The following is a 7,939-nucleotide window of genomic DNA, read 5'->3' on the forward strand; positions in this document are numbered from 1 at the left end:
AAGCCTGACCCTTCTGCGGATCGGGGCTTTGTGCTCTGTGAATCCGCCGGTGTCGCCGCTACCGTGGGCAGTGCCTGGGTGCGCGCCGCGACGACGGCTTCGGAGAGGACGCGATGTGATCAGAGTCTTTCTGGTAGACGATCACGAGGTGGTGCGGCGCGGCCTGATCGACCTGCTGGGCGCCGACCCCGAACTGGATGTGGTCGGTGAGGCCGGTTCGGTGGCCGAAGCCCTGGCCCGCATACCCGCGTTGTCTCCGGACGTCGCGGTGCTCGATGTCCGGCTGCCGGACGGCAACGGCATCGAACTCTGCCGTGACCTGCTGGCGCGGATGCCCGAACTACGCTGCCTGATCCTGACCTCCTTCACCTCCGACGAGGCAATGCTCGACGCCATCCTGGCCGGCGCCAGCGGCTACATCGTCAAGGACATCAAGGGCATGGAGCTGGCCCACGCGGTCAAGGAAGTCGGCGCGGGACGATCGCTGCTCGACAACCGCGCTGCAGCAGCCCTGATGGCCAAACTGCGGGGCGCCGCCGCCAAGCCCGATCCACTGTCGGGCCTGTCCGAACAGGAACGGACACTGCTGAGCCTGCTCGCCGAAGGACTGACCAACAAGCAGATCGCGGACCGGATGTTCCTGGCGGAGAAGACCGTCAAGAACTACGTGTCACGGCTGCTGGCCAAGCTGGGCATGGAGCGTCGCACTCAGGCCGCGGTCTTCGCCACCAAGCTCGAGCGCGCCCGGAATGACTGACGACGCACCCGAGGAAGGCTCGAACCCGCTGCGCGACAAACTTTCTCATCTGCAGCTGCGCGAGCTGCTGGTCGGCGTGCAAGACCGGGTCCAGCAGATCGTGGAAGGCCGCGACCGCCTCGACGGACTGCTGGCAGCGATGCTGGCCGTCACCTCGGGTCTGGAACTCGACGAGACCCTGCGCACCATCGTGCAGACCGCTACCAGTCTGGTCGATGCCCAATACGGTGCGCTGGAAGTACACGACCGCCAACGCCGAATGCAGCAGTTCGTCTACGAGGGCATCGACGACGAAACGTTCCTCAAGATCGGCCGGCTGCCCCAGCAGGTGGGGGTGGTCGGTCTGCTGATCGACGAACCCCAAACCCTGCGACTGGACGACCTTTCCAAACATCCCGCCGCCATAGGTTTTCCGCCCCACCACCCCTTGATGCGGACGTTCCTCGGCGTGCCGGTGGGCGCGGGAGGGGAGGTCGTGGGCAATCTGTACCTCACCGAGAAAGCCGACGGACAACCATTCAGCGAAGACGATGAAGTGCTGGTTCAGGCGCTGGCCGCCGCCGCTGGGATCGCGATCGCCAACGCCCGCTTGTATGCCCAGGCCAAGGCAAGGCAATCCTGGATCGAATCCACCCACGACATCGCGACCGAACTACTGTCGGGCACCGACCCGTCCACGGTGTTCCGGTTGATCGCCGAAGAGGCCAGCAAGCTCACCGGTGCCGAGTCGGCCCTGGTGGCCATCCCGCTGGACGAGGATGCCGCCGAATCGGAGGTCAGCGAACTCCTGGTAGTCGAAACCATCGGGCCGACAATGGCTTTCCTGTCTGGTGAGACCCTGCCGGTGACCGGCTCCCCCGTCGGCGAGGCCTTCTCGAAGCGTGAGCCGCACCGCGTCGAGCGGCTGACGCTGAGCGGTGTGCGTGCGGCCGGGCCCGCCCTGATACTTCCGCTGCGCACCGCCGACGCGGTAGCCGGAGTGGTCGTGGTGATGCGGCACAGCAGCACTCCCCCGTTCAACACCGAGCAACTCGACATGATGGCGGCGTTCGCCGATCAGGCCGCGCTGGCCTGGCAGCTGGCCACCACGCAGCGCCGCATGCACGAACTCGACGTGGTCACCGACCGGGACCGGATCGCCCGCGACCTGCACGACCATGTGATCCAACGGCTCTTCGCCGTGGGGCTGTCGCTGCAGGGCACCATTCCACGCAGCCGAGACGCCGCCGTGCAGCGCCGGCTCTCCGATGCCGTCGACGACTTACAGGCGATCATCGGCGAGATCCGCACCACGATCTTCGACCTGCACGGTGTCGCCTCCGCGGCGACACCGTTGCGGCAGCGACTGGACAACGCGGTGGCCCAATTCTCCGGATCGGGGCTGCACACCACTGTCCAGTTCATCGGCCCGCTCTCGGTGGTGGAGCCGGCGCTGGCCGATCACGCCGAAGCGGTGGTCTCCGAGGCGGTCAGTAATACGGTCCGGCATGCGGGCGCCACCGCCGTGACCGTGCAGATCAAGGTCGAAGACGATCTGAGCATCGAGGTGAGCGACAACGGCCGCGGTATGCCCGAGGTGATCACCCGCAGCGGCCTGGCCAACCTGCGTCAGCGTGCCGAGCAGGCCGGCGGAACCTTCAGCGTCACATCGGCTCCTGGCGGCGGGACAGTGCTGCGCTGGTCTGCTCCCCTGGTCTCGTAGCCCGGGCGGTGCTGCTCAGGCGTAGAGCGCCAACCCTTCAACCTCTCGCGGCTCGGCCTCGCGGGCGTCGGCAGCCAGCCATTGGACGGTGTCGTTGAGGAAGCGCCGCGGCGTCGCCGGCAGCGGGTCGGCATTGATCGGGGCCCAGCCCACCCGCAGCAGCATCTGCGGATAGCCGCTGGTTCCGAAGACGTCACGGCGCACCGCGGCACGGGTTTCGGCGATCTCCAGCGGCTCGGTGACCGGGCAGCTGGCCAGCCCCAATGCCGTCGCGGTCAGCAGCACCACACTGGTGGCCTCGCCGGAACGCAGCTGGGCCAGCCGATCATCGGTCTCGGTGCCCAGGGCCAGCATCACCGCGCGGTCCTCGGCCGGGACGGCACCCGGCGGCTGGGCCAGTGCGGGCCCGGCGAAGAACCGGCCCGGAATCGGGGCAGCAGCATGCGGCGCCGGAACACTGTGCGCCGGAACGCCGGCCACCGACCCGTAGCGGCCGCTCCAGGTCGCCAGCTCGGCGAGGTACTCGTAGTCTGTGCGGTGCTCGAACACCGCCCGGGCCACCACCGCGTTCAGCCGATCTAGGGCGTCGACGCGGCGCAGCATCACACCGGACCGGGCGGCGCGCGCGCCCATCAATGCGATGTCGGCGCCGGCCACCGGCCAGCCGCTGAAGTAGCGACGATCGGTGCGCCGCCGCGGGATCGCCGCCGCCAGCGCGACATCGACCTGGGAGAGATCCGGTTGCGGCCCAGGCGGACACAGCTCGATCGAGGCCAGCAGGTCGGGGCATGCCGGGTCGGGAAACCGATGGACCTTGACCTGTTGACCTAGCGCGGCGAACGCCACCACACAGTGGTGCAATGCCGCGCCGCAGCTCAAGATCATGCCCCGGCCCTCGGGGTCGACGTTGCGCAGCTGCAGATCGGGCTCGACGTATAAGTCCAGCCGGGGCGCCGAAGGCGCCGGGTCCACCCGCCAGCGCCATGGTTGCGAGTTATGCACCGAGGGCGCTCGGGCGGCCAGCAGTAACGCGGTTCGGATGGTGTCCCGGACCGCCGCGGCGTCCGGGCGACCCGCAGGTTTTTCATCCATGGGCCGGCCCCTTTCTTCCTTCGCGGTCTCGAGACCGATTCCCGCTGAGCCCCAGCAGACCTGCACTCTTCACGATCCTCCCCGCCCCACCGGTCCGACCAGGGCACGAAGACCCGCACCTGCGCCGCGGACTCGGGACTTCTGGCCCTGCATCCATCAGCGACGCGGGCGGACGATGAGAGCGGGGCGCGGGCAGGAGGACGGATCGTGGAGCAACTGACCACCCTGGACGCGGGATTTCTGCAAGCCGAGGACTCCGACCGCCACGCCAGCCTGGCCATCGGCGCCCTGGTCGTACTGGAAGGCCCGGCACCGGACTACGCCTCGCTGGTCGCCACCCTGGGCGCACGTATCAGTGGCTGCCCGCGGTTCGCCCAGAAGCTGCAGTCGCATCCCCTCGACCTGGCACCGCCGCAGTGGGTCGACGACCCCGGCTTCGACATGGCACACCACATCGGGCGGCTCGCCCTGCCGCATCCCGGCGACGACACCGAACTGTTCTGCGTCGTCGCCGACCAGATGGCCCGCCGGCTGGACCGGGACCGGCCGCTGTGGCATATCTGGGTCATCGAGGGACTGGCTGACGACCGGTGGGCGATGTTGATCCAGGTTCACCACTGCGTCGGTGACGGGATCGCGACATCGCACCTGTTCACCGGGCTGTGCGACGAAAGCGGCGCAGGCGACGGGGTATTGACTTTCGCCCGACGTCTTCGCGGCGATGACGAAACCCACTCGGCCCACGCACAATTCGATTTCCGCCCGGTGAGCCTGAACCCGTTGAGCTGGGCCTCCGAGCTCTGGCATGTCTCGACTGCGATCGGCACCGCCGCGGCGCGGGCCGTCCGCGGCACGATCGAACTGTCGGCCGGGCTGCTGCGCCCGGGCAATGCCACCTCATTGAACGGACCGATGAGCGCATCGCGCCGGTACAGCTCCGCCGCGGTGTCGCTCGATGACGTCAACCGGATCTGCCGGGCGTTCGACGTGACCGTCAACGATGTCGCGCTGACCGCCCTGACCGAGGCCTACCGCGGCATGCTGGACCGCCGCGGTGAACGCCCGGTCGCCGAGACGCTGCGCACCCTGGTACCGGTGTCCACCCGGGCCCACGACGCCTCCGGCCGCGCCGACAACCGGGTCTCGCTGATGCTGCCCTTCCTGCCGGTGGAGGAAGACAACCCGGTACGGCGGCTGCGCCTGGTGCACGCGCGCTTGAGCAGAACCAAGGGCACCGGGCAACGCCAGGCCGGCAGCGCCCTGATCACCGCGACCAACCATCTGCCGTTCCCGGTGACCGCGTGGGCGGTTCGGCTGTTGACCCGCCTGCCACAGCACAGCGTCACCACGGTGACCACCAATGTGCCCGGGCCGTCGCAGCCGCTGCACATCTTGGGCCGGCGGGTTTCGGAGATCTTGCCGGTACCACCGATCGCGCTGCAGCTGCGCACCGGCGTCGCGATGCTCAGCTACGCCGAGAATCTGTTCTTCGGGATTCTGGCCGATTACGACACCATGCCCGATATCGATGAGTTCGCGCGCAGCATCGAAGCCGCGGTGGCCCGCCTGGTGGTCAGCGCCAAGCGATGCAGCAGCACGCGGGAGCGGGTCAGGCGCCGGCGCCGGACACCCGCCGGCACGGGCTGAACCGAAGCGGCGTCAGAAGGCGCCCACGAGTTCTGCCCACTCCGAGGCCAGGTCGGCGCCCAGCGTTGCCGGCAGGTCGGCTGCCGCGCTGGACACGAAGACCCCGGCTTCGGCGGCACCAGCCGTCGGCGCACCCAACAGCTCGGCGATCTGTTGCGGCAGGTCGAACCAGACGAACGGCAGGAATCCACCGAACCAGCCACTGTCGATCGTGAACGCGGCCAGGTCATCCAGGCCCAGCCCGTCGAGCAGGCCCCCCAGGTTCAGGTCGCCGGTCAAGTCACCGAGCAGGCTTCCCAGCCCCAGGTCCCAGGCGCCCAGGCCACCGAACAGCCCGCCCAACGTCATGTCACCCAGGCCCAGGTCGCCCAACAGCTCGGGCAGCGTCATCTCGCCCAACCCGACATCGCCCAGCAGCGCGGGCAGGTTCAGGTTGCCCAAGCCGAGGCCGTCGAACAGCCCATCCAGGGTCACCTCGCTCATCCCGAGATCGCCCAACAGCCCGGGCAAGGTCACATCGGCCAGATCCAGCGCCTCCAGCAGGCCCGGCAGGGTGAAACCGCCGGTGCCCAGGTCGGTCAGCAGCTGGCCCAACGTCAGATCGCCCACGCTCAGACCGTCCAGCAGCCCGGGCAGGGTCATCTCACCCAAGCCCAGGTTGTCCAGCAGGCCGGGCACGAACATCCCCCCGATCCCCAGACCGCCCAACAGGCCCGTCAGCGTCAGATCACCCAAGCCGAGATCCGTCACCAACCCCGGCAACGTCACCTCACCCAGGCCCAGATCGGTGAGCAGACCCGCCAGCGTGAAGTTGCCGGTCCCCAGATCGCTGAGCAACTCACCCAGCGTCAGATCGCTGACACCCAGGTTGCCCAGCAGGCCCGACAGCGTCACATCACCCAAGCCCAGGTCGGTCAGCAGGCCGGGCAGGAACATCCCACCGATGCCCAGACCGCCCAACAGGCCCGACAGCGTCACATCACCCAAGCCCAGGTCGGTGACCAGCCCCGGCAGCGTCACCCCAGCCAGCCCCAGATTGGTCAGCAGCCCCGACAACGTGAAGTTCCCGGTGCCCAGATCGGTCAGCAGCGCGCCCAGCGTGAGATCGTCCAGGCCCAGCCCCTCCAACAGGCCGGGCAGGGTGAGGCCGCCCAGGTTAAGCCCGCCCAGCATGTTGCCCAGCCCGAGGCCGCTGAGATTCAGGCTGTCCAGCAGTCCGCCCAGCGTCAGACCGCTCAGGTTCAGGTTGCCCAGCAGCGTGCCGAGGGTGAGGTCGCCGGTGGCCAGGTCGCCCAGCAGCGCGCCCAACGTCACGTCGTTGATACCCAGGTTGTTGACCAGGCCCGGAAGGGTCAGGTTGCCGACCAGGTTCTGCAACAGGGTGGCCAGATTCAGGTCATCGATGCCGAACGCGCCCAGCAGGCCGTTGAGGTCCATGGTGCCCAGGCTCAGGCCGCTCACGACGTCGTTGAGGCTCAGGCCGCCGATTCCCAGGTTGTCGAGCAGCTGCGGCAGGCTCACGCCCAGGCCCAGGCTGTTGAGCAGGCCGACCAGGTTGTCGTCGCCGAGCCCCACCGCGTTCAGCAGCCCGTTGATGCTCGTGTGCTCCAGACCCAAGACCTGCAGCAGGCCGTTCCATCCGGTCCAGCCCAGGGTGAAATTGCCCAGACCGAGGTTCAACAGGATCAGGGGCAACGTCTGGTTGTAGAGCCCCAACCCGTGCAACACGCCATTGAGGCTCACCCCGGCGCCCTGCGCGGCGATGTTGCCCAACAGCTGGTTCAGGGTCACGTTCAGGCCGAAGAAACTCAGCAGCCCGCCGACGGTGATGCCGGTCGAATCGATCGCATCGTTGAGGTTGACTGCGTCCAGAAGCCCGTTGACCAGCCCGAAGTCCAGCCCCAGAGCAGAGAACAGCGAGCCGATGCCCAGGGTCACGTTGAAGTCGTGCAGCAGCCCGCCCAGGCCCTGCTGCCCGACGCCGACCGTGTTCAACAGCTCCACCAGGGTCAGCTGACCCATACCGAGGTTGTTGACCAGGCTGTGCAGGCCCATGGTGCCCAACCCCATGGCGTTGATCATGGTGCCGATGCTGATGTCGCCCAGCCCGAGGTTGTTCAGCACGTCCTTGAGCACCAGGCCGTTCATGTTCAGGTTGTAGAACAGCGTGTGCAGGCTCATCCCGCCCAGCCCGAGGCCGCCCAGCAAGCCCCCCAGACTCTGGTCGCCCAGACCGATGCTGGCCAGTACGCCGGGCAAGGTCGTGGTGCCCAGCAGGGCGCCGACCATCCCGGACAGCGTGATGTCGCCCATATCCATGTGGTCCAGCAATTCGGGCAGCGTCGTGCCGCCGGCCCCGACGCCGCCGACCAGCCCGCCCAGGGTCAGGTCGGCCAGTCCCAGGTCACCGATCAGGCCGGGCAGCGTCGTGCCGTCCAAGCCGATGCCGGTGAGCAGTCCACCGAGATTCAGGTCGTCCAAGCCGACGGCGCCGACCAGGCCGCCCACGCTCAGGTCGGTCAGATCCAACGTGTCCATCAGGCCGCCCAGCGTCACGTCCGCGGTGCCCAGTCCCGCCAGCAGGCCGCCCAGGGTCAGGTCGCTCATTCCCAGGTCSTCGATCAGGTCGGGCAGGGCGGTGCCGCCCAGCCCGACAGCACCCAACATCGCGCCGACATTCAGCGAGCCCAGSCCCACCCCGTCGAGCAGCCCGACCAACGTCGTATCGCCCAGCCCCACCC

At 68.3% G+C, this 7,939-nt stretch carries 5 protein-coding genes; 3 read left to right on the top strand and 2 right to left on the bottom strand.

The window, feature by feature from the left end; translation table 11 throughout:
• The first annotated feature begins 115 nt into the window (after window positions 1-115).
• Together dosR and EJK91_RS15215 are read left to right on the top strand one after the other, a co-directional pair.
• The gene (dosR, locus tag EJK91_RS15210; protein ID WP_024443613.1) at window positions 116-757 is read left to right on the top strand and encodes a hypoxia response regulator transcription factor DosR/DevR; all 642 of its coding nucleotides are present in this window, start codon (window positions 116-118) and stop codon (window positions 755-757) included.
• Entirely contained in the window at window positions 750-2,459 is a 1,710-nt protein-coding gene (locus EJK91_RS15215; protein ID WP_125079341.1) for a GAF domain-containing sensor histidine kinase, read from the top strand. Before dosR ends, EJK91_RS15215 begins: the two co-directional genes overlap by 8 nt.
• 15 nt (window positions 2,460-2,474) lie before the next feature.
• On the opposite strand, the gene EJK91_RS15220 is transcribed toward EJK91_RS15215, so the two are convergent.
• Window positions 2,475-3,551, bottom strand: coding sequence for an Acg family FMN-binding oxidoreductase (locus EJK91_RS15220; RefSeq protein WP_125079342.1), 1,077 nt, complete (start codon window positions 3,549-3,551; stop codon window positions 2,475-2,477).
• A 207-nt stretch (window positions 3,552-3,758) separates the two neighbouring features.
• Between EJK91_RS15220 and EJK91_RS15225 the strand changes: the two genes are divergently transcribed.
• Entirely contained in the window at window positions 3,759-5,198 is a 1,440-nt protein-coding gene (locus tag EJK91_RS15225; RefSeq protein ID WP_046302386.1) for a WS/DGAT/MGAT family O-acyltransferase, read from the top strand.
• A gap of 12 nt (window positions 5,199-5,210) precedes the next feature.
• On the opposite strand, the gene EJK91_RS21820 is transcribed toward EJK91_RS15225, so the two are convergent.
• Window positions 5,211-7,939: hypothetical protein (locus tag EJK91_RS21820; RefSeq protein ID WP_206430428.1), on the bottom strand; the 2,729-nt coding region annotated here is incomplete at its 5' end.

Source organism: Mycobacterium sp. P7213, from assembly GCF_900604305.1.
Taxonomy (GTDB): Bacteria; Actinomycetota; Actinomycetes; order Mycobacteriales; family Mycobacteriaceae; genus Mycobacterium.